The organism is Allobosea sp. GW821-FHT09G06 (assembly GCF_059416005.1).
In genome coordinates this window covers 66,466-93,094 of sequence record NZ_JBWKOI010000007.1, presented here as the reverse complement: position 1 = coordinate 93,094, position 26,629 = coordinate 66,466, and the positions used below count along the sequence as shown (strand labels likewise).

General features: G+C 61.0%; 29 protein-coding genes and 3 pseudogenes. 11 read left to right on the top strand and 21 right to left on the bottom strand.

The window, feature by feature from the left end; genetic code table 11:
• The first annotated feature begins 53 nt into the window (after positions 1 to 53).
• A protein-coding gene (locus AC07NY_RS24440; RefSeq protein WP_494585912.1) for an IS3 family transposase occupies positions 54 to 1,189 on the top strand; the annotation gives its coding sequence in 2 pieces (ribosomal slippage) (positions 54 to 318 and positions 318 to 1,189; 1,137 coding nt in all).
• Between the two features lie 66 nt (positions 1,190 to 1,255).
• On the opposite strand, the gene AC07NY_RS24435 is transcribed toward AC07NY_RS24440, so the two are convergent.
• The 9 genes and pseudogenes from AC07NY_RS24435 to AC07NY_RS24395 all read right to left on the bottom strand — a co-directional run.
• Positions 1,256 to 1,906 (bottom strand): DsbA family protein, encoded by a 651-nt coding sequence (locus AC07NY_RS24435; protein WP_257735531.1) that lies wholly within the window; start codon positions 1,904 to 1,906, stop codon positions 1,256 to 1,258.
• Positions 1,903 to 2,331 carry a disulfide bond formation protein B gene (locus AC07NY_RS24430; protein WP_257735530.1) on the bottom strand — a complete coding sequence of 143 codons (429 nt, stop codon included), beginning with the start codon at positions 2,329 to 2,331 and terminating at the stop codon, positions 1,903 to 1,905. Before AC07NY_RS24430 ends, AC07NY_RS24435 begins: the two co-directional genes overlap by 4 nt.
• Positions 2,332 to 2,360: 29 nt before the next feature.
• Positions 2,361 to 3,089, bottom strand: coding sequence for a cytochrome c biogenesis CcdA family protein (locus AC07NY_RS24425; RefSeq protein ID WP_257735529.1), 729 nt, complete (start codon positions 3,087 to 3,089; stop codon positions 2,361 to 2,363).
• Entirely contained in the window at positions 3,089 to 3,646 is a 558-nt protein-coding gene (locus AC07NY_RS24420) for a TlpA family protein disulfide reductase (RefSeq protein ID WP_257735528.1), read from the bottom strand. The genes AC07NY_RS24425 and AC07NY_RS24420 overlap by 1 nt, the downstream gene beginning before the upstream one ends.
• A gap of 612 nt (positions 3,647 to 4,258) precedes the next feature.
• Positions 4,259 to 4,681 carry a TlpA disulfide reductase family protein gene (locus tag AC07NY_RS24415; protein WP_257735527.1) on the bottom strand — a complete coding sequence of 141 codons (423 nt, stop codon included), beginning with the start codon at positions 4,679 to 4,681 and terminating at the stop codon, positions 4,259 to 4,261.
• Between the two features lie 113 nt (positions 4,682 to 4,794).
• Entirely contained in the window at positions 4,795 to 5,415 is a 621-nt protein-coding gene (locus AC07NY_RS24410; protein WP_257735526.1) for an SCO family protein, read from the bottom strand.
• A 633-nt stretch (positions 5,416 to 6,048) separates the two neighbouring features.
• Positions 6,049 to 6,702, bottom strand: a pseudogene (locus AC07NY_RS24405) (divalent metal cation transporter); the annotation flags it as partial.
• 32 nt (positions 6,703 to 6,734) lie between these two features.
• Positions 6,735 to 7,882, bottom strand: a protein-coding gene (locus tag AC07NY_RS24400; protein ID WP_494585911.1) for an IS3 family transposase whose coding sequence is annotated in 2 segments (ribosomal slippage) — positions 6,735 to 7,633 and positions 7,633 to 7,882 — 1,149 coding nt in all. Because the reading frame shifts where the segments join, the coding sequence is not laid out codon by codon here.
• Positions 7,883 to 7,944: 62 nt separating this feature from the next.
• A pseudogene (locus AC07NY_RS24395) lies at positions 7,945 to 8,628 on the bottom strand (Nramp family divalent metal transporter); the annotation flags it as partial.
• A 227-nt stretch (positions 8,629 to 8,855) separates the two neighbouring features.
• On the opposite strand from AC07NY_RS24395, the gene AC07NY_RS24390 reads away from it, so the two are divergent.
• From AC07NY_RS24390 to AC07NY_RS24370, 5 genes are all read left to right on the top strand, one after another.
• On the top strand, positions 8,856 to 11,609 hold the full coding sequence (locus AC07NY_RS24390) for a heavy metal translocating P-type ATPase (protein ID WP_257735524.1): 2,754 nt from the start codon (positions 8,856 to 8,858) through the stop codon (positions 11,607 to 11,609).
• A 32-nt stretch (positions 11,610 to 11,641) separates the two neighbouring features.
• Entirely contained in the window at positions 11,642 to 12,238 is a 597-nt protein-coding gene (locus tag AC07NY_RS24385; RefSeq protein WP_257735523.1) for a methyltransferase family protein, read from the top strand.
• Complete coding sequence (gene lspA, locus AC07NY_RS24380) at positions 12,238 to 12,756, top strand: signal peptidase II (RefSeq protein WP_494585910.1); 519 nt, start codon at positions 12,238 to 12,240, stop codon at positions 12,754 to 12,756. The genes AC07NY_RS24385 and lspA overlap by 1 nt, the downstream gene beginning before the upstream one ends.
• Positions 12,753 to 13,307 (top strand): copper chaperone PCu(A)C, encoded by a 555-nt coding sequence (locus tag AC07NY_RS24375; RefSeq protein WP_374679324.1) that lies wholly within the window; start codon positions 12,753 to 12,755, stop codon positions 13,305 to 13,307. Before lspA ends, AC07NY_RS24375 begins: the two co-directional genes overlap by 4 nt.
• Positions 13,308 to 13,413: 106 nt before the next feature.
• Positions 13,414 to 14,328 carry a cation diffusion facilitator family transporter gene (locus AC07NY_RS24370; RefSeq protein ID WP_257735521.1) on the top strand — a complete coding sequence of 305 codons (915 nt, stop codon included), beginning with the start codon at positions 13,414 to 13,416 and terminating at the stop codon, positions 14,326 to 14,328.
• Positions 14,329 to 14,342: 14 nt separating this feature from the next.
• Here the strand turns inward: AC07NY_RS24370 and AC07NY_RS24365 are convergent, their stop codons facing one another.
• A complete protein-coding gene (locus tag AC07NY_RS24365; protein WP_257735520.1) occupies positions 14,343 to 14,738 on the bottom strand; it encodes a TFIIB-type zinc ribbon-containing protein in 396 nt (131 codons plus the stop codon).
• A 99-nt stretch (positions 14,739 to 14,837) separates the two neighbouring features.
• A complete protein-coding gene (locus AC07NY_RS24360) occupies positions 14,838 to 14,984 on the bottom strand; it encodes a cytochrome c oxidase system small membrane protein (protein ID WP_494585909.1) in 147 nt (48 codons plus the stop codon).
• A gap of 159 nt (positions 14,985 to 15,143) precedes the next feature.
• Here AC07NY_RS24360 and AC07NY_RS24355 point away from each other — a divergent pair, with 159 nt between their 5' ends.
• Positions 15,144 to 15,782 carry a transglutaminase-like cysteine peptidase gene (locus tag AC07NY_RS24355; RefSeq protein ID WP_494585908.1) on the top strand — a complete coding sequence of 213 codons (639 nt, stop codon included), beginning with the start codon at positions 15,144 to 15,146 and terminating at the stop codon, positions 15,780 to 15,782.
• Between the two features lie 412 nt (positions 15,783 to 16,194).
• Positions 16,195 to 17,244 carry a L,D-transpeptidase family protein gene (locus AC07NY_RS24350; protein WP_257735518.1) on the top strand — a complete coding sequence of 350 codons (1,050 nt, stop codon included), beginning with the start codon at positions 16,195 to 16,197 and terminating at the stop codon, positions 17,242 to 17,244.
• A 226-nt stretch (positions 17,245 to 17,470) separates the two neighbouring features.
• Here the strand turns inward: AC07NY_RS24350 and AC07NY_RS24345 are convergent.
• The 10 genes and pseudogenes from AC07NY_RS24345 to AC07NY_RS24300 all read right to left on the bottom strand — a co-directional run bounded on the left by AC07NY_RS24345 (position 17,471) and on the right by AC07NY_RS24300 (position 23,644).
• A protein-coding gene (locus AC07NY_RS24345; RefSeq protein WP_257735517.1) for an IS5 family transposase occupies positions 17,471 to 18,231 on the bottom strand; the annotation gives its coding sequence in 2 pieces (ribosomal slippage) (positions 17,471 to 17,892 and positions 17,892 to 18,231; 762 coding nt in all).
• A 93-nt stretch (positions 18,232 to 18,324) separates the two neighbouring features.
• Positions 18,325 to 18,528, bottom strand: a pseudogene (locus AC07NY_RS24340) (transposase); the annotation flags it as partial.
• Complete coding sequence (locus AC07NY_RS24335) at positions 18,486 to 18,680, bottom strand: hypothetical protein (RefSeq protein ID WP_257735534.1); 195 nt, start codon at positions 18,678 to 18,680, stop codon at positions 18,486 to 18,488. The gene AC07NY_RS24335 and the pseudogene AC07NY_RS24340, both read right to left, overlap by 43 nt.
• Positions 18,681 to 18,759: 79 nt before the next feature.
• Positions 18,760 to 19,149, bottom strand: a complete 390-nt coding sequence (locus tag AC07NY_RS24330; RefSeq protein WP_257735516.1) for a hypothetical protein — start codon at positions 19,147 to 19,149, stop codon at positions 18,760 to 18,762.
• Positions 19,150 to 19,193: 44 nt separating this feature from the next.
• The gene (locus AC07NY_RS24325) at positions 19,194 to 19,439 is read right to left on the bottom strand and encodes a hypothetical protein (RefSeq protein ID WP_257735515.1); all 246 of its coding nucleotides are present in this window, start codon (positions 19,437 to 19,439) and stop codon (positions 19,194 to 19,196) included.
• A gap of 206 nt (positions 19,440 to 19,645) precedes the next feature.
• Positions 19,646 to 19,924 carry a copper-binding protein gene (locus AC07NY_RS24320; RefSeq protein ID WP_257735514.1) on the bottom strand — a complete coding sequence of 93 codons (279 nt, stop codon included), beginning with the start codon at positions 19,922 to 19,924 and terminating at the stop codon, positions 19,646 to 19,648.
• Between the two features lie 25 nt (positions 19,925 to 19,949).
• Complete coding sequence (locus AC07NY_RS24315) at positions 19,950 to 20,426, bottom strand: cupredoxin domain-containing protein (RefSeq protein ID WP_257735513.1); 477 nt, start codon at positions 20,424 to 20,426, stop codon at positions 19,950 to 19,952.
• 28 nt (positions 20,427 to 20,454) lie between these two features.
• Positions 20,455 to 21,894 carry a multicopper oxidase family protein gene (locus tag AC07NY_RS24310; protein WP_257735512.1) on the bottom strand — a complete coding sequence of 480 codons (1,440 nt, stop codon included), beginning with the start codon at positions 21,892 to 21,894 and terminating at the stop codon, positions 20,455 to 20,457.
• Between the two features lie 14 nt (positions 21,895 to 21,908).
• Positions 21,909 to 23,372 (bottom strand): TolC family protein, encoded by a 1,464-nt coding sequence (locus AC07NY_RS24305; RefSeq protein WP_291664851.1) that lies wholly within the window; start codon positions 23,370 to 23,372, stop codon positions 21,909 to 21,911.
• A 53-nt stretch (positions 23,373 to 23,425) separates the two neighbouring features.
• Positions 23,426 to 23,644 (bottom strand): hypothetical protein, encoded by a 219-nt coding sequence (locus AC07NY_RS24300; RefSeq protein WP_257735510.1) that lies wholly within the window; start codon positions 23,642 to 23,644, stop codon positions 23,426 to 23,428.
• A 176-nt stretch (positions 23,645 to 23,820) separates the two neighbouring features.
• Between AC07NY_RS24300 and AC07NY_RS24295 the strand changes: the two genes are divergently transcribed.
• The 3 genes from AC07NY_RS24295 to AC07NY_RS24285 all read left to right on the top strand — a co-directional run bounded on the left by AC07NY_RS24295 (position 23,821) and on the right by AC07NY_RS24285 (position 26,594).
• Positions 23,821 to 24,582, top strand: coding sequence for a response regulator (locus tag AC07NY_RS24295; RefSeq protein WP_257735509.1), 762 nt, complete (start codon positions 23,821 to 23,823; stop codon positions 24,580 to 24,582).
• The gene (locus AC07NY_RS24290) at positions 24,579 to 26,006 is read left to right on the top strand and encodes an ATP-binding protein (RefSeq protein WP_257735508.1); all 1,428 of its coding nucleotides are present in this window, start codon (positions 24,579 to 24,581) and stop codon (positions 26,004 to 26,006) included. Before AC07NY_RS24295 ends, AC07NY_RS24290 begins: the two co-directional genes overlap by 4 nt.
• Positions 26,007 to 26,276: 270 nt before the next feature.
• The gene (locus AC07NY_RS24285; RefSeq protein WP_257735507.1) at positions 26,277 to 26,594 is read left to right on the top strand and encodes an ArsR/SmtB family transcription factor; all 318 of its coding nucleotides are present in this window, start codon (positions 26,277 to 26,279) and stop codon (positions 26,592 to 26,594) included.
• Positions 26,595 to 26,629 lie beyond the last annotated feature (35 nt).

The following is a 26,629-nucleotide window of genomic DNA, read 5'->3' as shown; positions in this document are numbered from 1 at the left end:
CCTGAAAAGTGGTCCTCCGTGAAGTAGGCTTTTGAGCCTTGGAGGAAGCCGCTATGGCGCAGAAGAAGCATAAGCCTGAAGAGATTGTCGCGAAGCTGCGACAGGTCGATGTGTTGTTGTCTCAGGGCCGGCCGGTTGCCGAGGCGATCCGCACGATCGGTGTGACGGCCTTCACCTATTATCGTTGGCGCAAGGAGTTCGGCGGCCTGAAGAGTGATCAGGTGAAGCGGTTGAAGGACCTCGAGAAGGAGAACGAGCGGCTTCGCAAGGCGGTCTCGGACCTCACGCTTGAGAAGCTCATTCTCAAAGAGGCCGCCTCGGGAAACTTCTGAGCCCCGCCCGGCGTCGTCGCTGTGTCGAGCATGTCGTGGTGAAGCTCCGGGTTTCGGAGCGACTGGCGTGCCGGGTCCTGGGGCAGCATCGTTCGACGCAGCGAAAGCAGCCGCTGGGTCGCGCCGACGAGGCGGTCTTAACGGCCGACATTGTTGAGCTCGCCACCCGGTATGGGCGCTACGGCTATCGGCGGATCACAGCGTTGCTGCATGCCGCCGGCGGGGCAGTGAACGTCAAGCGCGTCGAGCGGATCTGGCGGCGAGAGGGGCTCAAAGTGCCTCGGCGGCAGCCGAAGAAGGGACGCCTCTGGCTGAACGACGGATCCTGCGTGCGGCTTCGACCAGAGCACCCCAACCACGTCTGGTCCTATGACTTTGTCGAGGACCGTACCCATAACGGCCGGAAGTTCCGCATGTTGAACGTGATCGACGAGTTCACCCGGGAATGCCTGGCGATCCGCATCGATCGGCGGCTCAGGTCGACCGATGTGATCGACGTTCTCTCCGACCTCTTCATCATGCGCGGCGTGCCGGGTCATGTGCGTTCAGACAATGGTCCGGAGTTCGTCGCCAAAGCGGTTAGGGACTGGATCGCAGCCGTCGGAGCGAAGACGGCCTTCATCGAGCCGGGCTCGCCGTGGGAAAATGGCTATTGCGAGAGCTTCAACGCGAAGCTCCGTGACGAGCTCCTGGACGGAGAGATCTTCTACAGCCTCTCCGAGGCGAAGATCGTCATCGAGAGCTGGCGCCAGCACTACAACACCAGGCGCCCGCACTCTTCGCTCGGCTACAAGCCGCCAGCGCCTGCGACTATCATGCCGACGCCGAGCGTGGCCGTGAAGCCGACCATGCATTAGATTGAAACCGGACCACTCAATCGGGGCAGGCCAGCTCATCCAGCCACCGCATCGAAAATATCCGCGCTACTTCGTCTTCTGTACCTCCCGACGAACCATGTCGTAGAGCTGCTGTGGGCCGAAGTCGGTCAGCGGTTGGCCGTTCACAAAGAACGTCGGAGTGCGTGTCACCTCCAGAGATTTGCTGTCGCGGGTGTCGCTATCCAGGGCAGCTTGGATTTCAGCGCGTGTCCAGTCCCGCTTCGCCAGCTCGATATCCAAGCCCGCATCTTTCGCGCGCGCCCAAGCCTTCTCCAACACGGGTCCAGTGTGATCGGCCCACTCCGGCTGAAACTCCAAGAGTGCCTCGAGGACGGGCACGAACTTGTCCTGAAGGCGAGCCGCTTCAAGGATTTTTACGGCGGCGTCGGAGCCGTCGTGAAATGCCGCGTAACGCATAACGAGGCGAACATCGTTGGGGAACAAACCCATGATCTGCTTCAAGGGCGGATAGAAGGCTCGACACGCCTCACACGATGGATCGAAGAATTCCACGATTGTGACGGGCGCGTTCAGCGGACCAAGGACCGGGGAATGGCTCCGCACCAATGCCTCGGCACGGGCCGCGGCAATCTCGCGCGCTCTCCGCGCTTGTTGAGCGTTGTAAGCCACACTCCCGCCCACGAAGAACGAGAGCGCCAGCGCGCCAGTTGCAATGACAAGGCCGCGACGGTTCATGATTGTGCCTTCGACTTTGAAGCAAGCAGGGCGAACACGATTGCTAAAAATGCTGCCAGCGAGAGGTATGGGAGCGGCAGAACTCCAAGGACGGTCATCTCTGCGCTCGCGCAGGACGGGCCTTGCGAGCAGGGCTGGATGCCTTCTGGGATCAGGCCAGCGTAGAGCAGGCTGTGGAACAGAGCGATCGCCGCACCGAGAGCGGCCAGCGGCAATGCATATCGCCAAACCGTCGTGTCCGCACGAAAGCTGGCGATAGCGAGTAGGATGGCGAGCGGGAACATGAATGCCCGCTGTTGCCAACAAAGGCTGCAGGGAGCCTGTCCCATCACCTCGCCGATGAAGAGCGCGCTTAAGCTCGCGACCAGCGCAACGAGCCATGCCAGATACAGAAACGACCACCGCCCTTCCTGGTCGGGTAACATGCTGGGATTTGTCATCAAATAGAGGCCTTTCAACCGATAAGTGCGAGGATTGGGAAGGTTTCGAGTAGCCAGAACGCCATGGTTGAGAGGCGCCCCGTCATCATGGCGAGCCCCATGGCAACCATCGTTAGGCCCGTGAAAATCTGGAGACCTCGACCGAAGCTGCGCAGCCTCCGCAGACGCGCAGTGATGCCGCCGGCTAGCAGAGCGGTGAGGAGAAAGGGGATGGCCAGGCCGAGCGAGTAGATCGCCAAGAGAGCCACGCCCGCCGCGGGCGTCGTAGAGGTCGCGCTCACGGTAAGGATTGCGCCGAGAATCGGCCCGATGCAGGGCGTCCATCCGAAACCGAAAGCGAGCCCGAGAATGTAAGCGCTTTGCGGCCGTCCGCCTGACACTTGCGGACTCAGTCGGAATTCCCGCTCCATCCAGGGGATCCGCACAACGCCAGTGCTGAAAATGCCAAAGACGACGATGATCGCGCCGCCGACGAGGCCGGCCTCGTAACGATAGGAGAGCAGAAGCCGGCTTAACGCAGAGGCTCCCGCGCCCAGGATGACGAAAACCGTCGAAAATCCGAGCACGAACCAGAAGCTCATAGCAAAGGCACTTATCCGCGCTCTCGGGCTGTCGGAGTCGACCGACAAGCTTCCCGCGACATACGACAGGTAGCCAGGGACCAACGGCAGCACGCAGGGGGACAGAAACGAGACGGCGCCGGCGGCGAGAGCGGCTAGAATGCTGATGTTCGCGATTTCCATCAGGGCTTCTGTCCTTCGTTTCCACCCTTTGCGATCAGCCCGATGATTTCCTGCCTCGTTGCCGTCGCATCCCAAGATCTGGGGCCGAACCAGCGGCCGACCTCGCGACCATTGCGATCGAGAAGGATGGACGTCGGCAGCCCGGAAACCGAAAATTCTTTCACGGCCCGGCCGGCGGGATCGAGAAAGACCGGCAAGTCCACGATGCCGAGATTGCGGAGCAAAGGTTCTACGACTTCCGCGCCGTCACGATCGACGGACAGTGCGACGACGCGAAGGCTGGGCTCTTTCCACTCGCGATTTAGGCGCGCGAGAGCCGGAAGCTCCTCGCGGCATGACAAGCACCACGTCGCCCAGATGCTCAAGAGAACCGGCTGACCCTGGAAGCTTTTCAGGTCGGTAAATTCGCCACCGAGTCGATAGAACCCGAGTGCCCCAGCGGTTCCCGCTCGTGGGGCCTTCTCATCGACGAAGAGTGACGCAGCCAAAATCGCGACTGCCGCAGTTGCGACAGCCGTGAGGATAGCGAACCGGGACTTGAGAATTTCGCCGAGCACTCCGCGGCGCCCCTGGGCTGATCGGGATCATGAGCTGCCCCAATGCACGGCGCTGTCTGTGCGCGTGAGGTTCAGCTACGATTTCGGATCCGCTGAACGCGGTCCTAGCAAAGCCTCTCGCGCGGCCCGCTTGATCAACTTTGGGATGGAGGACCGGTCGCGCGCGGCGGTGCTGTCGAGGGTGGCAAAACGAACGGAGCGAAGGGCAGCGCAAAAACCAACTTGGCTGGCCCGGGACGATCCGAAACCAAGACTGCGGCCGCAGGCGGGACCAAGGACGTCAAGGCGATGGGTTTCGCCCAGAAACAGCAACTGTTCAGGCCTTCGATATGCGCGGCGCGATCACCTTTGGTGGCCGGCGTTGTCCCGCAAATTTCTGACAGCGGAGTGCCGCGTTGAACGAATTTGATGGCGAGATGGTTGCTCGTCGCCGACGCACTAACCAGCAGCTGAAGCAGCAGCACGAGACCGCCAACGACAGCCAAGAGGCTGCGTCCGATCGTTCGAGCTGACCTGGTTGCCATCATGGTTCCGAATTATCGCGAGTTGAGCATCCGAGGCAATTTGGGAGGCCGAGGCTCGCGCTTTCTTGAAGGTGCCGTCCGGAGGCGATCATCGACCAGTCGACCTTTCGGTGATCCGCTCGTCGATCTCCCGCATCATCTCCCGCTTATCCCATTCCCGCATTCCAGCCCACCGCGCGACCTCGACGCCGCTTGGATCGAGCAATAGCGTCATCGGAAGTCCCGTGACCCGGAGGGCAGACATGCTCCGGGCCTCGCGATCGAGGTAGATTCCAAGCGATCGAATATTCGCGCGCAGGTAAAAGTCTTTGACGAGCTGCGGACCTTTCCGGTCGACTGAAAGGGCGACAACCTCAAAGCGAGTGTCGCCTTTCAAAGCCTGAAGCTTATCAAGCGAAGGCATCTCTTTCACGCATGGTGGGCACCAGGTCGCCCAGACATTCAGGAGCACGTACTTGCCCCGGAAATCGGCCAGCGATCGCGGCTGGCCGTTGACGTCCTCAAAGGTCACTGCCGGGCGGAATTCTGCCTGTCCCCCAAATCGCCGAGCCAGCCCGAGATATGCTGCCGGGGCCGCGATGCCTAATATGACGACGGAAGCGCCGAGCCATCGGCGCCTGCTGATCACCTCAACACCATGCGAATTTTGGCGAGCGCCGAGCTATCTTCCTCGTGATAGTCGATCATCGTTCGGAAGCTGCCGTCCGCATTCATAAGATACACGGACGCGGTGTGATCCATGGTGTAGCTGCCGTCGGTCGGGACCTTTTTGGCATAGGCCTTGTACGCCTTCAGAGCAGCCTCCACCTGCTCACGGGTCCCGCTCAAGCCGACGACCCGTGGGTCGAAGGACTCCAGATAGAGCGCCATCTGCTCTGGAGTGTCGCGTTCAGGATCAACCGTGATGAACAGGATCTGGAGCTTGTCCGCCGCTTGCCCGATCTGCTTCGTCAGGTTTCCCAACTGAACCAACGTGGTTGGGCAGACTTCCGGGCAATGCGTGAAGCCGAAAAATACGGCCATCGGTTTGCCGACAAAGTCCTTATCGGTAACAGCCTTCCCTCGGTGATCGGTCAGCGAAAATGGCCCTCCGATGTCCACGGGCGTAGAGATGTTGGATCGGCTCTCCGCGGTAACCCTGGATCCGTCAACCCGCCACCAGCCCAGCAAAATCGCCGCGCAGGTGAAGCTAATCAGGATAACGGCAGCCCACGCTCCGTACCGTATCCACTTCAGAAATGGCATGGCTGACACATTTGATTTTGGCGCTGATAGCGACGAAAGGCATGCGCCGCCGCGCGTCGATCCCCACTGTGACGGATGGCAAGAGTTGGGGAATTAGCGCCCAAGCCGGACTTCGGAATGCCGCTTGCGGGGGGCAAAATCATCAAGGTCGTCTCCTCATAGCGAAGGGGCCGGCTAGGCCGGTTCAACTCACGTCATGAGGGCTGGCGGTGCTCTTGATCCTTGGCGAAGAAGTGCCCGGACTGGCACGACAACCGTAGCATCGACGGCGGGCGCAGGTAGGTGAACGAACCGTGGCCAGCTGTTTTCGTCGGCAGCAGCCAGCTTACCGCTGGGCAGCAAAGCCCTATCGCCAGGCGCGTGCCGGTCTGAATTCCCATTCTGCAAAGATTGGTGGTGGTCCGAAATGCGGGCCGGCGCCTGCGAACCAGAATCGCTCGGCAGGTCTTTGGCAGGGCTCGCGGCGGTTAATTCGAGTGAGTAGCTGGCCTGAACGGGCTGTATCAAGCACGTCAGCACCAGCGCGCAAGCGAGCGCAACTGCCCATAGGCACCGCCAACAGTATGCGCTCGAAATGGTTCTCACGATGCTCTGTTAAGCCGGCCACTGCGCTCAGGCAATGCGACGAGATGTTCACCCAACCGCGAGGTCGACCAGCAATTTGATATTGAGGATGATGATGATGGCAGCCACCACCGCTGCGGTCACCGTTAACCACCGTGGCGCGACGAGCTCGCCCATTTTTGTCCGCGACGCAGTGAACATGACGAGTGGAACGATCGCGAAAGGAAGCTGAAGACCCAGGACGACCTGACTTAGGATCAGAAGTTTCGCCGTTTCTCCAGCACCATAGATCCAGGTGACGAGGAGGGCGGGAACGATGGCCACGAGCCGGGTCGCCAACCGTCGTAGCCACGAGGGAAGCTTGATATCGAGGAAGCCTTCCATGACGATCTGACCCGCCATCGTCGCGGTGACCGTCGAGTTGAGCCCGCAGCAGAGAAGGGCAATCGCGAAAAGGGTCGGTGCGATTGAAGCTCCGAGGAGCGGCGCGAGCAACTCGTGCGCTCTGCCGAGCTCCGCGACCTCGGTCTGCCCAGTCTTATGAAAGCTTGCAGCAGCCAGAACGAGGATGGACGCATTGACGATGAGCGCAAACATCAGAGCGATCGTTGAGTCGAGAGTTGCCCATTTTAGCGCGTCTCGTTTCTCAGGGATCGTGCTCCCGTATGCCCGGGTCTGCACGATGCCGGAGTGCAGATAGAGATTATGCGGCATCACCGTGGCACTGGCCTGCTGCCGGTTCTGTGGACAGCTGGTTAAGCTAATCCAACCTTCTTTTCGAACTCGACCGGGCTGATGTAGCCGATGGTCGAGTGCCTGCGAACGGCATTGTAGAAGCGCTCGATGTAATCGAACACGTCGGCGCGAGCATCGTCGCGCGTGCGGTAAACCCTGCCTCTGATCCGCTCGGTCTTCAGCGACGAGAAGAAGCTCTCCATCGCGGCGTTGTCCCAGACATTGCCAGAGCGGCTCATCGAGCAAGTGACGCCGTTGTCGGCCATAAGCTTCTGGAACTGCTCGCTGGCATACTGGCTACCCTGGTCCGAATGGTGCAGCAGGGCATCCGGCTTTCCCCGGCGCCAGATCGCCATCATCAGCGCATCGGTCACGAGCCCGGCGGTCATTTCGGCCTTCATCGACCAGCCCACCACACGGCGGGAGAAGAGGTCGATGACGGCTGCAACGTAAAGCCAACCCTCCGCGGTCCATATGTAGGTAAAGTCCGCGATCCAGCGCTGGTTCGGACGCTCGGCATGGAACTCCCGGCCGAGCGTATTCGGGGCGATGGCCGCTCGTCGGCCCTCATCCCTGGGCAGGCTGCGTCGACGCGGCCTGGCACGCAAAGCCTGGGCCCGCATCAGCCTCTCGATGCGATGCAGGCCGCAATCGATACCTTCCTCCAGCACGTCGCGCCAGACGCGCCTGGCGCCATAGGTCCGATCCGAACCAAGGAAGCTTGCACGGACCCTCGCGCCAATCTCCTCGTCGTCGCGCGCACGCAGGCTCGGCGATCGGTTAAGCCAGGCATGAAAGCCCGAACGCGACACATCCAGCGCTTCGCAAAGCCATGCCACCGGCCAGATCCCCCGGTGCTTCGCAATGAACGTGAACCTCATGTCACGTCCTTCGCGAAGTAGGCTGCGGCCTTTTTTAGGATATCGCGCTCCGCCTTGAGCTTGGCCACCTCGCGCCGCAGCTTCTCGATCTCAAGCTGCTCCGGCTTCATCTGGCCGTGGCCGGGAAAAGCCTGCGCAGGATCGGCCGAAAAGAGCTTCACCCATTTGCGCAGCTGGTTCTCATGGACATCCAAATCCCGAGACGCCTGTGCCACGCTCACTCCGCGATCCTTGATCAGGCGAACCGCCTCGATCTTGAACTCACGTCCAAACTGTCGTCGCCGCATACGCCACCTCCGGTTTCATGAAACACCCAATCTCGGTGTCCACGAAACCGGCAGCAGGCCACACCGATGATTCCCAAGGCCAGGTAGAGCATCTGGGGATTGCGGACGATCTCGGTCGTCGGAGCAAAACCTCGAATGACCTCACCCCAGTTCGGATCCGCCAGAGCAATCTGGATGCCGAAACAGAGCGCAATTACGCCGAGTAGCGTGATGATAAAGGCTTCGACCCAACGGAAGCCCATATTCTGCAGCCAAAGGATAACGATCACGTCGAGAGCGGTGACTAAGACGCCAATCTCCATGGGCATGCCGAACAGCAAATTCAGCGCGATTGCCGTCCCGATGACTTCAGCGAGGTCGGTTGCGCAGATGGCCAGCTCCGCGAAGGCCCATAGCGGCCATGAGACCGCTTTTGGAAACGCGTCCCTGCACGCTTGCGCGAGATCCCGGCCGGTCGCGATGGCTAAGCGGGCGCAAAGGGCCTGCAGAATAATCGCCATGATGTTGGAAATGAGAGCGACGACCAGCAGCGCGTAGCCGAACTGCGCTCCCCCAGCGAGTGAAGTCGCCCAATTGCCGGGGTCCATATAGCCCACTGCAACGAGATAGCCGGGGCCCACGAAGGCAAGGAATCTGCGCCAGGGCGTCGCACCAGGATTTACTGTGATGCTCCGAAACACGTCGAGCATGGACGGCTCGCCGCGCTGCCTGCGCCAGCCGGTTTCAGCGATCTCACTGCCCTTCATCGGAAGGGCTTTCTGTAAATGCATTTCATTTGCAATAAGAGAAACTGCTGAAGCCTGTCAAGACCTAGGAATTCCCGTTGAATGTTCGAGCCATCCGAAGCCCGGCGAGACTCCGTCGGCGGGCGATTTGGCCCGCAACCAGAGTATGAAATTTTTCGCTTGAACCTGAAGTCGCTAGAGGTTGTAGAGATGCAGCTTCCGAAATTCGGGCACCAGGAGTCATCCCTATGGCCGCCAGCAAGGACAGCAAGCTTCAGCCTTTGAGCTGGAAGATTAGCGGGATGGATTGCGCCAGCTGCGTGGCCAAGGTGCGCGGTGCCGTCGAAAAAATGCCAGGCGTGTCCGATTTCAGGCTCTCGCTGATGTCGGAAACGATGAAGTTGAAGCTAGACGAGACGCGTACATCTCGTCAGGCGGTCGAGCAGCGCGTGAAAAGCCTGGGCTTCGGCGCAATAGCGATGGTGGAGAGCAAGCGCCACGCGAATGACGACGTCGGTCAAGCCCACGACCACGATAAAACTGAACCATCAAAGCAGACCCTGTCTTGGAAGGTCGCGGGTATGGACTGCGCAAGTTGCGCAGCGAAGATCCGCGGCGCCGTGGAGCGCCTCCCCGGCGTCAGCAATGTCAAAGTCTCGGTGATATCCGAGACTTTGACCCTTGCACTGGATGCCGGACAAACCGCCCCTGACGCAATCGAGAAGCGCGTGAAGGGCCTCGGCTACACCACTACTGCGCTTGCAGCACTGGCATCACCCGCGCCTGCGGCAAAAGAAGACAGCTGTGGCTGCGGGCATGATCATGGTCACGCGGGTCACACTCACGATCACCACGATCACGATCATGCCAAGCATGATCACGGCAAAACTTCATGTTCGGGCCATGACCATGGCCCCTCGCATGATCATGAGCATGGGCACAACCATGGTCATGAGCACGGGCAGAGCCATGATCATGCTGGCCATAAGCATGATCATGACCACAATCACGATCAACCAGGCGACAAGCACGCCGCTCATTCACACAGTGCCAAGGTCTCGGGCTCCACGTCTGCAGTGAAGGACCACGGCCACGGCCTGCCCGGCCATGTCCATGAGGCCACGCCCGACGGCGCGAGCTGGTACCAGACCGGCAAGGGCCGGCTCGTCATCGCGACCGGCCTGTTCCTCGGTGCCGCCTATGCCGCCGGGCTGATCTGGCCTGGCATCGGCCACTGGGCCTTTATCGTGGCCTGCGTCGTCGGCGTCGCGCCGGTGGCGAAACGCGCCTTCGCGGCGGCCCGCGCCGGCATCCCCTTCACCATCGAAATGTTGATGACGATCGCCGCCATCGGCGCGCTCTTCATCGGCGCCGCCGAGGAAGCGGCGCTGGTCGTCTTCCTCTTCGCCGTCGGCGAAGTCCTCGAAGGCGTCGCGGCCGACCGGGCCCGCGCCTCGATCCGCGCGCTCGGCGATCTCGTCCCGAAGACGGCCATCATCGAGGAGAACGGCTCGACCCGCCAGGTCGACGCCACGAGCCTCAGAATCGGCCAGACCGTGCTTGTCCGTCCCGGCGACCGCATCCCGGCCGATGGCGAGATCACCGACGGCACCTCCGGCATCGATGAGAGCCCGGTCACTGGCGAGTCGATGCCCAAGACCAAGGGCGTCGGGGAGCCCGTCTATGCCGGTTCGGTCAATCGCGAAGCGGCCCTGCGCGTGCGCGTCGACAAGGCGGCCGAGGACAACACCATCGCCCGCATCATCCGCCTGGTCGAGGAGGCGCAGGAGGCCCGCGCCCCGACCGAGCGCTTCATCGACCGCTTCTCGCGCTGGTACATGCCGGCGATCGTCGGGCTTGCCGTGCTGGTCGCACTGCTGCCTCCGCTCCTGCTCGGCGCCGAATGGTCGGTCTGGATCTACCGGGCGCTGGCGCTGCTGCTGATCGGATGTCCATGCGCGCTCGTCATCTCGGTGCCCGCCTCCATTGCAGCCGCATTGTCTACTGGTGCCCGTCAGGGCCTGCTGATGAAGGGCGGGGTTGTCATTGAAGCGGCCGCCAAGACGGGCGTCGTCGCCTTCGACAAGACCGGTACGTTGACCGCTGGTACTCCGCGCGTGACTGAAGTGATCGCACTCGGAGAGGATGAACGCCGCGTCGTCGAACTCGCGGCATCCGTTGAAACCGGATCCAACCACCCTCTGGCTGAGGCAATCTTGGATCGCGCCAAGTCTCACGCCATCACGGTTCGACCAGCGCAAAATGCTGCGGCTATCGCCGGGCAAGGTGTCACTGGCTCCTTGGATGGCATTTCGGTTTTTGTTGGCGCGCCCCGGCATGCGATTTCCCGAGCGACGTTCGACTCTGAGGCCAAGGCGAATGTCGAGCGGCTTGAATCCGATGGAAAGACCGTCGCTGCCGTCATCGCCGGCGACAACCTGGTGGGGCTAATCGCATTGCGTGATGAACCTCGGGATGATGCTGCCCTGGCTGTAGCCGAATTGAAGGCGATGGGAATTCGATCGCTTATGTTGACCGGCGACAATGCTCGAACCGGCGCCGCCATCGCAGGTGGACTTGGCATGGAGCACAAAGCCGAGCTGATGCCTGACGATAAGGTCACCGCCATCAAATCGCTCGCGAGCGAGACATCTGTGATGATGGTCGGTGACGGCATCAATGACGCCCCCGCCCTCGCTGCAGCCAATGTCGGAGTGGCCATGGGCTCCGGCACGGATGTTGCTCTGGAGACGGCCGACGGAGCCGTCCTCAAAAGCCGGGTTCGGGATGTCGCTGCCATGATCCGCCTGGCGCGGGCGACGATGGGCAATATCCGGACGAACATCACCATCGCGCTGGCGCTCAAGGGCGTGTTCCTCGTGACCAGCGTCTTGGGCTACACTGGCTTGTGGGTCGCCATCCTTGCTGACACGGGAGCGACCGTCATCGTAACCGCAAACGCCCTGCGGCTATTGCGCTTCAACGCCAGTCAAGTGTCTTAGCAATGTCGGCCCTGGAACTCGCGGCGTACGGGGTGGCCATCGCCTACGTTGCGGGATTCTTGGCGCTATCGTCCGCGCTAGCTCGATCCTCAGATCAGCCAGTGTGGTTATTCGACAACGGATCGCCGCGCCAATTCGTGCCGGCGCTGCTGTTCAGGCTGTCGTTCGCAGGAGCGGTGCTGTGGCCGTTAGGCACGACAATTTTTGGTAGTGCATTTTCCGCCGATCCGTTGTCGGGCCTACTGGGCGGAAATGCGCCAGACGTGGTGGGATTCGTCCTGGTGCTTGCCGGAGTCTGCCTTGCCCTTTTTGCGCAGGGTTACATGGGTGCCTCATGGCGGATCGGGACGGCTGAAGACCACGTCGGGCCTATCGTTGATGGGGGTCCGTTCGCCATCTCGCGCAATCCCGTTTTTGTCGGCCAAGCACTCCTATTCGGCGGCCTTTTCATCGCCAAGCCGAGCATCGTCCAGGCTGGACTCACAGCGTCGGCGCTCTATGCGATAGCGCTCCAGGTACGCATCGAAGAAGGCGTTCTGCTGAAGGCTTTGGGCGAGCCTTACCGTGCCTATTGCGCGCGCGTAGGCCGATGGATCGGCTATCGCTCTCAACAATCCGGGAACATGTAATGTCACAGGCTCGGACAACCCGTCGCGTGCTTGCTTGGGCAGCTGTTGCGCTAGCCGCCGATCAGATCAGCAAGTGGTTGATCCTCAACAAGGTCATGGTGCCTCCGCGCATCATCGAATTGACGCCGTTTCTGAATGTAAGGCTCGGCTTCAACTACGGGGTCAGCTTCGGCTTGGGCAGCGAGTGGCTGGACGCCTGGCCCGGCGCTCTCGGCCTCTTCAAGTTTGTCGTCGCTATAGGATTGCTGGTCTGGGCTGCGAAGAGTGAGACAAATCTGGAGCAGATAGGATTGTCTTTGATCGCGGGTGGAGCCCTGGGCAACGCCACGGATCGCTGGCGACAAGGCGCCGTCACCGATTTCATCGATCTTCACTGGGCAGGCTACCACTGGCCGACCTTCAACGGAGCCGACATCGCCATCAGCATCGGCGTGTCTTTGATACTGGTGGTCAGCTTGATGCCGCTGAATTCGCGATCGGCTCCGTCCCACACAGGATTGAAGGGCGGCTCCAAATGATTGGCACCGGGTTCAGGAAATTTATCGATGCTCTCGGACGAGCCGACCAGGTCGCTTCTCCGAGCTATAAAGCCGTTGGCAGGACGGTCGGCCTGGCGCTGATAGGTGTTGGGCCGTTCCTGCTGCTGGGCATGACCCATACTGAGCCCGTAGCTCGGGCCAACGGTGTATCCGTAATACACCCGTGGTCGAGCGGGACGGCCTTGGTTGGGGACGACCTGCCAGTGTTCGCAATCTTTGAGAATAACGCCCCGAGGCTGGATCGACTTGTTGCCGTCGAAACGACTGCAGCCTCTGGCGTCGTGTTTGAGAGGACCATCCGGCGCTCAGCCAGCACGAGAATGGACGAGCTTGGTGAGATCGATCTGGCTCCGTCGGCAAAGACAAGCCTCAAGCCTGACTATCAGCAAATTCGTCTCATCGGTTTGAGGCAGAAGGTCGAGCCAGGTACCACTCTGCCCGTCGAGTTCATTTTTGCTCGGGCCGGCCGGCTAAAGGCCGACGTTCGGATCGAGAGCCCGGGTCAGCCGCCTCACAATGACCATTCCTAGTCTCGTCGGCTGCTTCCAAGGACGGGCCAGAAGGATGGGCCTTCGTCTCAATTCCTCCAGGTTCCGATTTCGATCGGCCTAGCTGCAAATCGATTGAGAGGGCTTCATGGGCGCAGGACATTCTCACGGCGGAGCGCAGGTCACCGGCGCTGGCAAGCACAAGTCGCGCCTCGCGCTTGCTCTCGGCCTCACGACAACCTTCATGATTGCGGAGGTTGTTGGAGGCCTCTGGACCGGCAGTCTGGCCCTGCTGGCAGATGCCGCGCACATGCTCACCGATGCGGGCGGTTTGGCGCTGGCGCTTATTGCCATTCGATTTGCTGAGCGCCCCTCCACGCCAAAGCAGACGTTCGGGTATGTTCGCCTTGAAATTCTATCGGCGCTCGCGAATGCGGTCGTGCTGTTGCTGCTGACCGTCTACATCCTATTCGAGGCCTATCAACGCTTCAAAAACCCGCCGGAGATCCTCGGTGGTCCCATGCTGATTGTTGCGGTCATCGGCCTGTTCGTCAATCTACTGAGCCTAAAATTGCTCTCAGGCGGTTCGTCCGAAAGCCTGAACGTCAAAGGCGCCTACTACGAGGTGCTCGGCGATATGTTGGGCTCGCTAGGTGTCATTGTTGCTGCCGCAGTGGTGATGTTCACAGGGTGGAAACTGGCCGACCCGATCATCGGCGCGGCGATCGGGCTCTTCATCGTCCCGCGCACCTGGATGCTCCTGAAACAGGCGGTCCACATCCTGATGGAGGGGACACCGCCGGAGATCGACGTCGGAGCGATCGAAGCTCGTTTGGCGTCACTTCCGAATGTCACCGCGGTCCACGATCTCCACGTCTGGACGCTCACATCCGGTCTCGATGCAATGAGCTGTCACGTCATCACGTCTGATATGTCGCAGGCGAAGAGCACCCTGCAAGCCGCCAGCGTGGTCATGCGCGAGGAGTTTGGAATCTCGCACACGACCATTCAGATTGAGGACGAGGACATTCGGCAGTCCTCTGGACACGACACTCGGATCTGACTTTCGCGGTCAGTTCAGTCGAAGATCCGGCCGAGGAACCCCCGTCGGCCGAAACCGCCACCATGGCCACCGCCATGCCCCCCTCCGTGGCTCCCGCCATGACTGTCGTAGCCACTTTGATGACCGCCTTGGGGCGCATAGCCCTGGTAGCCAGGTTGAGCGAGTGCTGCCCCCCAAGGTGTTGGAGCGCCGGGCTGAGTTAGGAAGCTGGGCTGCGGTTGCTCCTGAGCTGAACTTGGCTCCCGCAAACTGCGCTCAATGATTTTGTCCAGTTCGCCGCGGTTGAGCCAAACGCCGCGGCACTTGGGGCAGTAATCGATTTCGATGCCCTGTCGATCGCTCATGACGAGATCGACGCGGCAGACCGGGCACGGCAATCCTTCATGCGGCTTGGAAGCGGTATCATTCATTGCAGGCGCTCCTAACGAACACTGGACGCCCAGGATACAAGCTGGAGTCACTAGAGGTTCAAGGCGGCATTCTGAGGCAGATTGACGCAATTTCACAGGTCACAGTTTGCCGGGCGTCGAATGCACGTTTGGATCCTCGACGTGTCTCCGGTCCTCCGTCTGTTGCATGCGCACAAACGATACAGCGTAAAAGACGCCTGCAAGAACAATCAAAGCCAGCGCCAAGGCTCTGTTACGAGATCTCATAAACGTACTCCTTGATCTCGCCTGATGCGGTGAGCGGCATTTTGAAAGAACCATTTGTTAAAGAAAACGAACCCTGAATATCATTCTCTCAATTTATACCGAGATTTTTGTTCGATTCGAATTCGCGGGCGCTACGACAATTCTCGATAGGAGATTGTCATGCTTGCGCTCGCCAGATCTTGCTTTGTCGTTGCTGCTATCATCGCAGCCCAGCTTTGTTTGTCGCCGGCGAGCGCCAATGGCCTTACCGACTTTGCTCACCTTCATGCCGGACAAGCCGCCTTGCCCCCCATTGGGTGGGGTCAATTTTGCAATGCTAACCCGACAGACTGTGTTCCTCAGCGAACTGGTAGGCAGACCGTGGGCCTGACCGACGCACGCTGGGCGGAGCTTGTTGAAATCAACCTCCGCTTCAATAAAGCCATTGAGCCGGTAACCGATTTCGATCAGTTCGGCGTCGCCGAGCGCTGGACTTACGCAACGACCGGAAGAGGGGACTGCGAGGATTATGTGCTGGAAAAGCGGCGCGAGCTTTTGAGGAGGGGCTGGCCGCTCTCCTCGCTCTTGATCACAGTCGTGATTGACCGCGAAGGTGGCGGGCACGCAGTTCTTACCGTCGTGACCGATCGTGGAGAATTCGTTCTGGACAACCAGATCGATAAAATCCTCCCGTGGTCGCGCTCCGGCTTGACCTTCATCAAGCGTCAGTCCCCGACCAACCAAAACGATTGGCAGGACTTGGGCCGCATTCTCGGCCGTCCGGAGGTGGTGACCGCGAGCATTACCCCACCTCGCTAGGGGCTCAGCGGATCGCTCGATGGGAGGAACGGGATCTCGGCTTCCGGGTCGTTCCGCCCTATGACGCCACCACGGGCGGTACTTGTGAGCGGCACACACAGCTCAAGCGAGTCCACGGGCCGATCGCAGCATTGCGACGGCGAGGGCGTAGCGCGGGATCTGGGACACCGCCGGCTTTCTCCAATCCGCGGCGAACGTCGCGGTTGAGCGCCAGAGGATCTGGCGGGAACTTTTCACTTCGCAAACTCCTACGTTCCCGCAGGTGTCGCACCTATAGTGACATGAGGTTCAAGCCCCATTCTGCCAAAGGTTCAACTGCGCGGCACTTTGCCCCTTGAACCTCTAGTGGCATCAGCTTGTAGGCTAACTCGCTATTAACGCCTCAGAAGCCATAGCCGGTCATCCTCAAGCAATGTCTCAACGCTCCTCGACCTTGGTCAAAATTGCGACGGCCATCGGCCTTTTGGCGCTGCTTTCCGGCTGCGTCGTGGGCGATGGTGATGACGCGCGGCATTTGCAGCCCCTGCCTGCGAAGCTGGTCTCGCAAATGTCGACGAAAGGCATGTCGCAAGCCGACCCGATCTTCATCCGCATCTTCAAAAAAGAGAGCGAGCTGGAGGTTTGGAAGCGGGATCGAAGTGGCCGGTTTGCTCTCCTCAAAACCTATCCGATGTGTCGCTGGTCGGGGCAACTTGGCCCCAAAACGCGCGAAGGCGATCGGCAAGCCCCGGAGGGAATTTACACGGTCACTCCTGACCTGATGAACCCCAGGTCACAGTTCTACCTATCGTTCAATCTGGGCTATCCGAACGCGTTGGAGCGATCGCAGGGCTTCACGGGTTCCGCGCTGATGGTCCATGGAGCCTGCACGTCCGCGGGCTGCTTCGCCATGACGGATGATGGCGTGACGGAGATTTTCGGATTGGCTCGCGAAGCGTTTGCCGGTGGCCAGAAGAGCTTCCAGGTGCAAGCGTTACCCTTCCGGATGACACCGGAGAACTTGGCAGCTCACCGCAACAGCCCGCACATCGCTTTTTGGCGCAATCTGAAGGAAGGGTTCGATCACTTCGAGGCGACAAGGCAACCTCCGAAGGTTGCGGCCTGCGAAAGGCGATATGTCTTCGATGCCGCGGGGGACAACTCGCGTTTCGTCGCCGGTAGCCAGTGCCCGGCCTACGAGATCGAACCGGCCATTCAAACTTTGATTTCGGAGAGACGCGCAAGCGATGACAGGCGCTACAGCGCACTCACGAGCGCGAGTGCTCCCTCTCCTGTGCTCGCATATGCCGATGGCGGAATGCACTCCAGCTTCCGCAAAATGCTGAAGGAAATGGGTCCCGAGCGCTTGCAAAGCGTTGTGGCCGGCCGGGTTGAAATCAGCCGACCAGACGCTGCCCTGCTCGATCCCTATGGAGCAACCGGATCATCGTCAGAGGCGACCGGCTCGATCGCCATTCGGTGACCCAGCTTAATCAAATCTCGCAGAGTTATGGAATATGTCAGCACACCAAACTGAACGAGTTGGGGCCGCTGCCAAGCTCCGCAGACGCAATCTGATTGTACTGCTGGCCCTCATCGCCTTTGTCGCATTCGCGTTCGTGTTGAGTTTCCGACACGTGACACGCGAGATGGGAGGCGGCGCCGTCCAACGCTCGGGAACAACCAACTAGGTCGTAGTGACGATTTAACTATTTGATCCATATGGCAATTGCGGCGAGTTTGACGAAGCCCATGAAATTGGCGAGCAGTTTATCGTATCGGGTGGCGACGCGCCGGAACTGCTTGAGCTTGCTGAAGAAGCGCTCGATGCGATTGCGCTCCTTGTAGAGGTCGACGTCGTAAGAGCGCAGGTCTTTCCGGTTGCGCTTGGGCGGGATGACGACCTCTGTGCCATCCCCGAGGATCCTGTTGACGAGGTGATCGGCGTCGTAGCCCTTATCGGCGATGGCGGCATCAGCCTCGATCCCGTCGATCAAGTCATGGGCAAAGGCGATGTCGTTGCGCTGTCCGGGAGAGCCGATCAATCGGATTGGAAGACCGAGCGCTTCCGTGGCCGCGTGGATTTTCGTGCTCAATCCGCCGCGAGACCGGCCCAAGCCCTGGGCATCCGCCCCCCTTTTATCTTGCGTGCGCCGGCCGCATGCTGGTGCGCCCGCACGATGGTGCTATCGACCATGAGCCATTCGAGATCGGCTTCACGCGCCAGAACCGCCAACATCTCGTCGAGAACGCCCATCTCGATCCAACGATAGTAGCGCCGCTTCACCGAGCGGTGATCGCCAAGCCGTTCGGGCAGATCGCGCCAGCGACCGCCGGAACGCGCCATCCAAAGAAGAGCATCCAAAAACTTGCGGTTGTCGGTGCGCGGACCACGCTTGCCCTTTGTTCCCCCGGGGACAAAGCCCTTGATCCGCTCCCATTGGTCATCCCGAAGCGCGTCGCAATCCATCGCCGATCTCCAAAATCAGCTTTGAATCCGATTTGCGGCGATTGGGGAATCCCAAATCCTTAAATCGTCGCTACGCCCTAGAGCGTTTCCGGTTTAATCCGGATCATATCCGGCTGCCTTGAAGTAGTTGGCGCATTCGGTCGGCGAGAAGAGCTGAAGGATGGTGCCGACTGCGTCCCACAAGGCGCCGATTGAGCGCTCTGCTTTGGCTCGGAGCATGGCCTTCAGCTTGGCGAAGGCATTCTCGATCGGGTTCATGTCTGGGCTGTAGGGCGGCAGGAAGGACAGCGTCGCGCCTGGCCGAGCCGCAGACCAATCCAGAGTGTCCACACCGGCGCAACGACAAACAACAGCGCGGCCGCAATATTGATCAGCCAGTGGCCGTGCGGGTAATCGAGGCCCATGATCTGGTGACCGAGATCATGGATAAACTGAAACGTCGCGGTCACGTCTGCTGAACTCGTTCCTCGGTAGCGACGCCACCTATGTCGGCGCCATTTGCGTTGCCTTCCGATAGGATTGCGGGCCTCAACTCGGTGGAGCTCGGAGCGTGCGATAGAGATCGTTCACCCCATCGCTGAAATCGGCGTCGGGGTTGCGCGTGCAGAAGCTCCGCAGGAACTCGGCCTGCTTGAGCAACGGATAGACGTCCGGGGCGAGGTCCAGATCCTCGTCCTTTCCTGGGGGCGCCCGCAGCAGCAAGCCACTCATGTACCCCTGTGCCCAGGCGAAGAAGTTTTTCTCGACCTCTGGCTTGCCGTTGGTCTCCCGCAAGAAATACTGGCAGCTTGAGGCGCCGATTCCGACAATCTTGACCGACTGCGCTTCCGCCTGATCCATGAACAGCGTTCCCGCGGCCACAGCCCAGAGCGCCCAAAGCACGCACCTTCGGCGTGGTTTCAGGCAGTCGCTGATCATTTCATGATCTTTCATCGACGGCAGTGAGCTGGTCCGCCGGGACATCATTCCGGATCATCCCGGCTGTGTGACGGAGCATCCGCGGCGCAGCGTCCGTTCATGCAGACGATCTTGATGCGTCTGTCGAAGCAGTTCGCTTCATAGACTTCACTCTGTCCAATGGGATTGAGGCGCGTGACCTTGGCAGTGGGGCAAGACGCTTCGATCAACGCCCGCTGCAGATCGCCATCGTCCGCCCGCGCTTGCAGCGCGACAAGCGCAATAGAAATCGCCAGCAAGACCAATCGCATGGCTCGCCCTTCATCGTACTTCGTTCTTTGCATGGTCAAAGGCGAAGCTTCAAACAGCTCGCGATGGTGCTTCCGTCAGACAATGCGCCTGCTAACGCAACCAGCGTCGCCAGAGTTCGGTGACGGAATAGCCAGTTTGGCCGAAACAATCGCCGGGAACGGCGCTATGAGCGGCAAGGCAATTTGCGCCTTGCCGCTCATCAGAATCACTTCGCCTTCTGGAGCTTGGTGACGGTGATCTGGCCGTTGACCCTGTCGGCGTCGAACTTGATCTTGTCGCCGGTCTTCAGCCCTTTCAACATGGCGGGATCGCCAGCGCGGAACACCATCGTCATGGCGTCCATGTCGAGGTTCTTGATCGCGCCATGGTTGATCGTGAGCTTGCCTTGAGCCTCATCGACCTTGGTGACGGTGCCGCTGACCGACTGCGCGGCGGCCGGCAATGCGACGATCAGGAAGGCAAGGGTGGCGGCAGTCTTCAGCATGGGACGCTCCTTTCGCTGAGGTTGCTTACTTGACGATGATCTTGCCGGTCATGCCCGCCTCGCGGTGACCGGGGATCAGGCAGGAGAAATCGAACTCGCCCGGTTTGGTGAAGGCCCAGACGATCTCGCCGGCCTTCTTCGGCGCGAGGCGCTTGGCGTTCGGATCGTCATGTTCCATGTCGGGGTTCTTCTGCATCGCGACCGCGTGCTTGAGGTTCTCCTCCAGCGTCGCCAGGACGAGCTCGTGATCCAGCTCGCCATTATTGCGCAGCTGGAAGCGGATCTGCTCGCCGCGGCGGATCTCGATGCGATCGGGAATGAAGGACATCTTGCCGTCCTTCTCACTCATCACGACCTGAACAGGCCGCGCCGGCTTCTTCGGATCGCCCGGCTTGCCATAGGCGGCCTCGCCGCCATGGCCGGGATCGGCCAATGCCGCTCCTGCAGACAAAGCCATTGCAGTGATGACGACGAGCGAATTTGCCTTGAGAATCCCAGACATGCAGTTCTCCTGAGTGAGTTCAACGATTTCAATGATTGCCATGGGCGCCAGCCTTGTTGGCGACCATGGGTTTGCCATCCGGGCCTAACCGGGGCTTGCGCGGATCCTTGACCTGCCATTCAGTCGGCTCAATGCCGCTGTCGGGGGAGGCGCCGCGCGCCGCCTCGGCGAGCTTCTGGCCCTTGTACTCAAAGGCGACGGTTCCTTCGGGATGCTTGAACCAGCCGGGATCCTTGTAGTCGTTCTTCGCCAGCCCCTCGCGGACCTTCACCACCGAGAACATGCCACCCATCTCGATCGGGCCGAACTGACCGAAGCCGGTCATCATCGGCAGGGTATTCTCAGGCAGCGGCATTTCCATCGAGCCCATCTCACCCATGCCGTTCGAGCCCATCGGCATGTAGCCGGGTGCGATCTTGGCGATGCGCTTGGCGAGGTCCTTCTTGTTCACGCCGATATAGGTCTTCACCGAGTGCCCCATGGCATTCATGGTGTGGTGGGATTTGTGGCAGTGGATCGCCCAGTCGCCCGGCTCGTCGGCGACGAAATCGAAGGCGCGCATCTGGCCGACGGCGACGTCGATCGAGACCTCGTCCCAGGCCGCCGCCGGATCGACCCAGCCGCCATCGGTGCACGAGACCTTGAACTCGTAGCCATGCATGTGGATCGGGTGGTTGGTCATGGTCAGGTTGCCGAAGCGGATCCGCACCTTGTCATTCTTGCCGACGACGAAGGGGTCGATCCCCGGAAACACCCGGCTGTTCCAGCACCACAAATTGAAATCAGTCATGGTGTTGACCTTCGGCACATAGGAGCCGGCCTCGATGTCGAAGGCATTGAGCAGGAAGACGAAGTCGCGGTCGACGCGCCGGAACGCCGGGTCCTTGGGATGGACGACGAAGAAGCCCATCATGCCCATCGCCATCTGGACCATCTCGTCCGAATGCGGGTGGTACATGAAGGTTCCCGAGCGCCTTAGCTGGAATTCGTAGACGAAGGTCTTGCCCGGTGGGATATGCGGCTGGGTCAGCCCGCCGACGCCGTCCATGCCGTTCGGCAGGCGCTGGCCGTGCCAGTGGACGGCGGTGTTCTCCGGTAGCTTGTTGGTGACGTAGATGCGGACCTTGTCGCCCTCGACCGCCTCGATGGTCGGGCCCGGCGACTGGCCGTTATAGCCCCAGAGATTGGCCTTCATGCCGGGGGCGAGCTCGCGCACCACCGGCTCGGCGACGAGATGGAACTCCTTCCAGTCGCCATTCATCCGCCAAGGCAGCGACCAGCCGTTCAGTGTCGCGACCGGCTGGTAGTCCGGTCCCGTGGTCGGCACGAGTGGGGCCTGCGTCGTTGCCTCCTTCATGGTCGGGGCTTCGGGGACCGCCGCGAAGGCAGCGCGCCCCGATACAGCGGCCGCCCCAGCCAGAACGAGTCCGGACGAACCGATGAAGCCTCTGCGAGATAGGGATGTCATGTCGGGAAGCTCCTTCAGTGCCCGCCGCCGGCGTCGCCGCCGCTCGCTGCCGCGACGGCGGCCGGGCCGCCACCTCCGCTGCCACCGCCGATCAAGGCGTGCTTGAAGTCGGTATGGGCGATCCAAAAGTCGCGGCGGGCATTGATCGCCGCGACGTTCGACAGAATGCGGTTCCGGGCGTCGGTAATCAGATCGGTCACGTCAGTGAGCATGCCACTGTACTGCAGCAGCGACTGATCCAGGATGATCTTGCGCAGCGGCAGCACGTTGTTCTGGTACTGCCGGGTGATGTCGTAATTGGCACGGTAGGCGGTGTAGGCCTCGCGCGCCTCGGAGCGGATGTTCACCGCCTTTTCCGCCAGCTTGTTGGCGGCCTGCATGTAGCTCTGCTCGGCGAGCGCGACCTTGGACTGGCCGAAATCGTAGATCGGGATGTCGATCTCCAGTTCCAGCGTCCGGCTGCGGCTGCTTTCGCGCTCGACATGGCCATCTTCCGTGATGACACGCCCACGATCGTAGGTGCGGCGTCCCAGCAGATCGACGTCGTTGACGAAGCGCGTCGCCTGGGTGAGCCCCAGCGACTTCGCCAGCACGTCGAGATCGGCGCGTGCGATCCTGAGATCGATGCGCTTGCGTAGCGCTTCCGCCTCGACCGCCTTGACCGATTGCAGTCGCGGCAGCGGCGGTAGACTACCGACGCGGAACTTCAGATCATCGCCCCAGAGTCCGAGCTGGCGGACGAGGCGCTCGCGCTCCTGGCGCTGCTGCTGGTGGGCCTGGGCGAGCTGCACGGTCAGCTCCGCCTCGAAAGCGAATTCGCGCGCCTGGTCGATCTTGTTGACGCCGCCGGTCTCGCCGAGCCGCTTGAACAGCTCGGAAGCCGCATCAGCCGAAGCCTTCGCCTCCTGATAGAAGGCGACTTGGGCATTGGCTGCGGCCGAACGGTAATATTGGCGGCGGGTGTCGGCCGCGAGTTTCAGCACCGCCTCGGCCGTGCGCAACTGTGCCGTCTGGAAACGCTCGCGGGCGATCTCGGCACGCGCCGGCAGGGTTGCCAGCGCCAGCAGGCTGCCGACGATCTGGCGCTCGATCTCGACTTCGAAGCGGCCGGAAAGCTTGGAGATACCCAGCCGCGGATTGGGCGGCAGGCTCGCCGCGACCATCTGCGCCTCGGCCATGCCGAGTTCGTTGAAGGCGGCCTGCAGGCCGCGATTGTTGAGCAGCGCGACCTGCACAGCCGCATCCGCGGTCAGCGGCTTGCGCAGCAGCTGATCGATCCGCGCCTTCGCCGTGAGCGCGGCCTGATCGTCGCCGATCTTGGTCACGTCCTTGCCGATATCGGCGTAAGTCGCGGCCTGGATCGGCGCCATGCCGCCATCGGCAGAAAAGCTAGCGCAGCCTCCCAGCAGGGCCGCCGTGCCGGCGAGCAGCCCGAAACGGAACAGCCGACGGGCATTCAATATCGCTGGAGCGGTCAAGGCTGTCCTTCCCCGGATAAAATTGATCGCTGAAATGGATACGGCAGGCGAAGTCATGACTTCGGGCCGACGTCACGGTTGAGTTCGTGCCAATCCTTGGGCTCGGCCGGGCGGTATGTGGCGGCGCCAGCCGTCACGCTGCGATATTGGACGGCAGGGACGCGGATATTCGGATCAGCCGGCTTGGCAAGATATTCGGGAACGGGTGTCAGCGAACAGGCGCCTAACGCCAGCCCTATACCTGCCAGGAACGGCACCTTCACGAACGTCACGATTCGGCTCCTCGCGTTTCGATGGCATAGGGGTAGCAGCGCACGCCCGGAGGCGTCCGTTACAAATTGTATCAAAGCAACGCGGGCGGCACGGCGGTAAGCGCGCTATTGTGCAGTCGTGCAAAGGAAGAAGCGCCACCGCCCCGATGGGCTTGTTTCGGGAAGCCGAGCGAAAGATGGATCAAGATCCAATCAAAACGATCGCCGAAGATCACGGTCATATTCTCGTGGTAGACGATGACCCGCAGATCAGGCTTCTGGTCTCACGTTTCCTCCAGCGCCATGGCTATCAGGTCACCGGGGCACCGGACGGGCGCGTGATGATGGATGTCGTGGCCCGCACCAGCTTCGACCTGATCGTGCTCGACCTGATGCTACCTGGCCGTTCCGGTGTCGAGCTTTGCCGCGACGTCCGCATGACGTCCCAGGTGCCCATCGTGATGCTGACCGCCCGCAGCGAGGAGAGTGACCGGATCATCGGCCTCGAAGGCGGGGCGGACGACTATGTCACCAAGCCGTTTAGCCCGCGCGAATTGCTGGCTCGTATTCGAGCCGTCTTGCGCCGCACTCGCTCGCGCAACGCCACTGAAATCCGACGTTCCGAGATCGTGTTGTTCGATGGCTGGTCGATGGATCTGCGCCGCAGAGAGCTGCAATCACCTTCCGGGACATTGGTCGATCTCTCAACCGGTGAGTTCGACCTTCTCGTCGCCTTTGTGGAACACGCCAACCGTGTGCTGTCGCGAGAAGCCTTGATGCAATTCGCTAAGGCCCGAAGCAGCGGCGACCCATTCGATCGTACGATCGACGTCCAAATCAGCCGGCTGCGGCGGAAGCTCGAAGCGGTGACGAATGGCAGCCAGCTCATTAAGACCGTCCGTGGTTCCGGCTATGTATTCGCGTCGGATGTCCGCATTCGGGAAGGGCAGTCCGCTTGAGAAAATACATCGAGCGTCTTTGGCCTGATACGGTCGCCAGCCGCGCCATCATGATCCTGGTGGCCGCACTCCTGGCATTCCATCTGCTCGGCTTCTGGGCCTATCGCGTCGGCTTCGAGAGTCTGGCGATGGCGGCCCGCGACCGTGGCCTCGCCGAGCACATCGTTTCGATCAAGCGAGCAATCGCAAGCACTTTTGATGCGCCGGAACGCGATCGCGTCGCTCACGACTTGTCGAGCGCTAGCCTTGAGGTTCACTGGAGCAATGTCAGCCTGGTGCTCGGCAACGCGCCGGCGACGGAACGGGCGCAGATCATGGAAGCGCGCCTCAAGGAGCTGGCGCCCGAACTTGCCGCGGAGTCGTTCCGGGTCGGCTTCGCCGATGACGGTGCCTTGGGAAGTGGAAATGCCGATGCCTACCGACACATGATGCTGGTCTCGGTGCGCTTGACCGACGGCTCCTGGGTGAATTTCTCGTCGTCCGCCCTTGGAGCGAACCCACATATCGACTGGAGCGTGATTGCAGTCACCATCTGCTTTGGCGTCGGCATCGTCGTTGTCGCGCTACTACTGCTTCGCTGGGCAACACGACCGCTGCGCGATCTCGCCATCGCGGCCGAGCGATTCAGCATAGATCAGACGCCGCAGCCGCTTCCCGAAAACGGACCGATCGAGGTGCGTCGCGCCGCGCGGGCCTTTAACACCATGCGCGAGCGCATCCAGCGCCTCGTCACCGAGCGCATGCAAGCGATGGCGGCGGTCTCACATGATCTGCGAACCCCGATCACCCGCCTCAGGCTCCGTTCGGAACTTCTCGACGACGACGCGACCCGCGATCTGATCGACGCCGATCTCGGGGAGATGGAGGCGATGATCGACGCCACGCTGGAATATCTGCGTGGCGGGGTCTCCAGCGAAGCGATCCGACCGATCGATCTCGCTTCGGTCATCGAGACCATCGTCGACGATCATCTCGATCAGGGGCATCGAGTCGCGTTGATCGGCCTCACTTCCGCTCCGGTGCTGGGGCGCGTGCTCTCGCTGAAGCGCGCTTTCTCCAATATCATCGGCAATGCCATCAAATATGGCCATACGGCCCGTGTCACGATTGCCGAGGCCGGAGACCATATCGCTGTCACCGTCGAGGATGAAGGGTCGGGCATTCCGCCGGCGGATATGGAGCGCGTATTTCAACCCTTTGTGCGGCTTGAGGAGTCCCGAGGCCGCGAGACGGGCGGCACCGGCCTGGGGCTCACCATCGCGGCATCCGTGATCCAGACCCACAGTGGGCTCATCAATTTAGCCAACCGCGCGGCCGGCGGCCTGTGCGTAACAATTACCTTGTCGAAAGCGGGCCTAAGTAGCGCGTCATCGGTCAGCGACGCCGGCCAGGCGCCAGCGTTATCACGGGTACTCTGGAGCTGAGCGCCATCGCGCTCAGCTCCGTATGATTGATCTCCAATCGCTACTGAACGATCGTCTCTGCCAAACTGCTTGAGGAAGGCTATCAGCTCGGCGATCTCCAACTCGTTCGGATGCCGGCCTGGGCTGCGGCGGGAGACGACGAGCCGCCAGCGACGCCCATAACCCCCAGCGTCAGCGGCGGTTCGCGAGCGCTTCTTGCCGCCAAGACAGTGTTCTATATTTCTAGAAGTACGAATTGCCTTCCGCGCGTGCTTGGGGCAAGCTCCGTCTATGCTAAACACTCAAAACGCCGCCCCTCAGCTGGAGGCCCTCGGCAACCCAACCCGGTTGTCGCTCTACCGCCTCCTGGTGAGGGCGGGACATCCCGGCTTGTCAGTGGGGCAGTGCCAGCAGCGCCTTGAGATCGCAGCGTCCACGCTATCGCACCACCTGAAGACGCTGATCATCGTAGGGCTGGTCAGTCAGGAACGCGATGGCACCACGCTGATCTGCCGGGCGAACTTCGACCGCATGAACGAACTGGTCCAGTTCCTCATCGCCGAATGCTGCGCCGACGCCGGGTGTGGCTCCGAGCAGACTGCCGCATAAATTTTTTCGACCATATTTCAGTATTTCCGGTTTCA

Excerpts from the sequence above, each read along its gene's own strand:
- AC07NY_RS24330 (WP_257735516.1), bottom strand. The coding sequence starts at position 19,149 with ATGATCAGCGACTGCCTGAAACCACGCCGAAGGTGCGTGCTTTGGGCG.
- AC07NY_RS24430 (WP_257735530.1), bottom strand. The coding sequence starts at position 2,331 with ATGTTACCCGACCAGGAAGGGCGGTGGTCGTTTCTGTATCTGGCATGG.
- AC07NY_RS24390 (WP_257735524.1), top strand. The coding sequence starts at position 8,856 with ATGGCCGCCAGCAAGGACAGCAAGCTTCAGCCTTTGAGCTGGAAGATT.
- AC07NY_RS24320 (WP_257735514.1), bottom strand. The coding sequence starts at position 19,924 with ATGCTGAAGACTGCCGCCACCCTTGCCTTCCTGATCGTCGCATTGCCG.
- AC07NY_RS24295 (WP_257735509.1), top strand. The coding sequence starts at position 23,821 with ATGGATCAAGATCCAATCAAAACGATCGCCGAAGATCACGGTCATATT.
- AC07NY_RS24410 (WP_257735526.1), bottom strand. The coding sequence starts at position 5,415 with ATGCCATTTCTGAAGTGGATACGGTACGGAGCGTGGGCTGCCGTTATC.
- AC07NY_RS24325 (WP_257735515.1), bottom strand. The coding sequence starts at position 19,439 with ATGCGATTGGTCTTGCTGGCGATTTCTATTGCGCTTGTCGCGCTGCAA.
- AC07NY_RS24350 (WP_257735518.1), top strand. The coding sequence starts at position 16,195 with ATGTCTCAACGCTCCTCGACCTTGGTCAAAATTGCGACGGCCATCGGC.
- AC07NY_RS24355 (WP_494585908.1), top strand. The coding sequence starts at position 15,144 with ATGCTTGCGCTCGCCAGATCTTGCTTTGTCGTTGCTGCTATCATCGCA.
- AC07NY_RS24365 (WP_257735520.1), bottom strand. The coding sequence starts at position 14,738 with ATGAATGATACCGCTTCCAAGCCGCATGAAGGATTGCCGTGCCCGGTC.
- AC07NY_RS24435 (WP_257735531.1), bottom strand. The coding sequence starts at position 1,906 with ATGAACCGTCGCGGCCTTGTCATTGCAACTGGCGCGCTGGCGCTCTCG.
- AC07NY_RS24370 (WP_257735521.1), top strand. The coding sequence starts at position 13,414 with ATGGGCGCAGGACATTCTCACGGCGGAGCGCAGGTCACCGGCGCTGGC.
- AC07NY_RS24310 (WP_257735512.1), bottom strand. The coding sequence starts at position 21,894 with ATGACATCCCTATCTCGCAGAGGCTTCATCGGTTCGTCCGGACTCGTT.
- AC07NY_RS24285 (WP_257735507.1), top strand. The coding sequence starts at position 26,277 with ATGCTAAACACTCAAAACGCCGCCCCTCAGCTGGAGGCCCTCGGCAAC.
- AC07NY_RS24315 (WP_257735513.1), bottom strand. The coding sequence starts at position 20,426 with ATGTCTGGGATTCTCAAGGCAAATTCGCTCGTCGTCATCACTGCAATG.
- lspA (WP_494585910.1), top strand. The coding sequence starts at position 12,238 with ATGTCACAGGCTCGGACAACCCGTCGCGTGCTTGCTTGGGCAGCTGTT.
- AC07NY_RS24425 (WP_257735529.1), bottom strand. The coding sequence starts at position 3,089 with ATGGAAATCGCGAACATCAGCATTCTAGCCGCTCTCGCCGCCGGCGCC.
- AC07NY_RS24360 (WP_494585909.1), bottom strand. The coding sequence starts at position 14,984 with ATGAGATCTCGTAACAGAGCCTTGGCGCTGGCTTTGATTGTTCTTGCA.
- AC07NY_RS24375 (WP_374679324.1), top strand. The coding sequence starts at position 12,753 with ATGATTGGCACCGGGTTCAGGAAATTTATCGATGCTCTCGGACGAGCC.